At 43.1% G+C, this 1262-nt stretch carries 1 protein-coding gene and 2 pseudogenes; all 3 read right to left on the bottom strand.

Features of this window, described 5'->3' with window-relative positions; all coding sequences use genetic code 11:
• A pseudogene (locus A3756_RS22960) lies at positions 1-346 on the bottom strand (GNAT family N-acetyltransferase); the annotation flags it as partial.
• A gap of 41 nt (positions 347-387) precedes the next feature.
• Complete coding sequence (gene gspM, locus A3756_RS22965) at positions 388-909, bottom strand: type II secretion system protein GspM (protein ID WP_068511054.1); 522 nt, start codon at positions 907-909, stop codon at positions 388-390.
• 26 nt (positions 910-935) lie between these two features.
• Positions 936-1262 (bottom strand): annotated as a pseudogene (locus A3756_RS28200) (type II secretory pathway subunit pull); the annotation flags it as partial.

The following is a 1262-nucleotide window of genomic DNA, read 5'->3' on the forward strand; positions in this document are numbered from 1 at the left end:
AACGCCATGTACAGTCCATTCCTGCTGTAAGCATCATACGCAAACGCCAGTTCCACTGACGAATTAGTGTCAAACGGATATCCGGACTGCCAACTAGCGCAACTGCAATCAAATGATTATCCAATGCCAGGCCGATCACATCTTGCTGATTGGAAAAATGTAAGTTAATTAACTCTCGTATAGTTGCCCTGATACGTTGATCATAACCAGGGCGCGAAGCGTCAAATAGGTATTTAAAGGTAGGCTCATGTTTATAAGCTCTATATAGAATTGCTTTAGCTTCGGTAAAAGCGCCAGGTTCAAGTCGAACAACTCTTGCTTTGGTTTCTTCTGTTATTCTTGTCATAGGTGCCCCTAGTTCTTAGACTAATATATCGCGCTACAGACTTATGAAGACAATGTCATTCTGGCGCTGATCTTCCCTGGTGCATCATCTTTATCAATGGAAATCTGCTCGACTCGCACACCTAATGAGCTTTTCAAGCGACTTAACCAAGAAATTACCTTATCGAAAGAGGCGTCATCCACCCAAACTTTTAGCTTATTGTCGCCGCTTGGCTCGAAGCGCTTAAGTGCCACTTTCTGTTGCTTTGCAAGATTAGTAACCGATGAAACCAGCTGCTGGCTATTCAATGCTTTTTTGGAAGCACTGCCTTGATTGTTTTGACCAAGACTTCTCAGTGCGGCTTTATTCTGGTTTACCAAGGCTAGCAATTGCTGATTTTGCTCAAGCTTTGCCTCGGCTTGTTTTTTGTATTCATAAGCTGGCTTCATTAAGCCAAAGATCAGAATAACCAAGCTCAGAGCTACAAGCAGCACTTTAAGAGCCAAACGGTCACGTGCCGATAGCATCTCATACTGTTTGCGCATATTCAGTAGCGCAGAGTTCTGTTTTAAAGCTTCTAACATCTCAATATCTCTCTTAACTACCTAAACTAAGCACCGCCGACACTAATACGGCCGCGAAAATATTCTTTTTCTTGAACAGCGGAACTGATCTTCGCCGTTAGGCCAGCACTAACGATGGCATTTTTTAAACTCTCTAACTGATCAAAGCTTTGAGCCTGCATTTCTAAGACTAACTCAGCACGCTGCTGATTATAGTTAATGCTTTTAAATTGAAGCTGGCCTTTAAATTTGCTTCGATCAAACTGATACCCCGCCTCTCCTAATAAATGGAGAAAACCGACATCGACACTACTACCGCCCTGGCGCTGCTGGTTAAGCTTACCCTTGATAATACGCGGCAATTTGCCAAGTGT

It is taken from the genome of Oleiphilus sp. HI0086 (assembly GCF_001635225.1).

Bases quoted from the DNA above. Each gene is read 5' to 3' on its own strand.
- gspM (WP_068511054.1), bottom strand. From the start codon at position 909: ATGTTAGAAGCTTTAAAACAGAACTCTGCGCTACTGAATATGCGCAAA.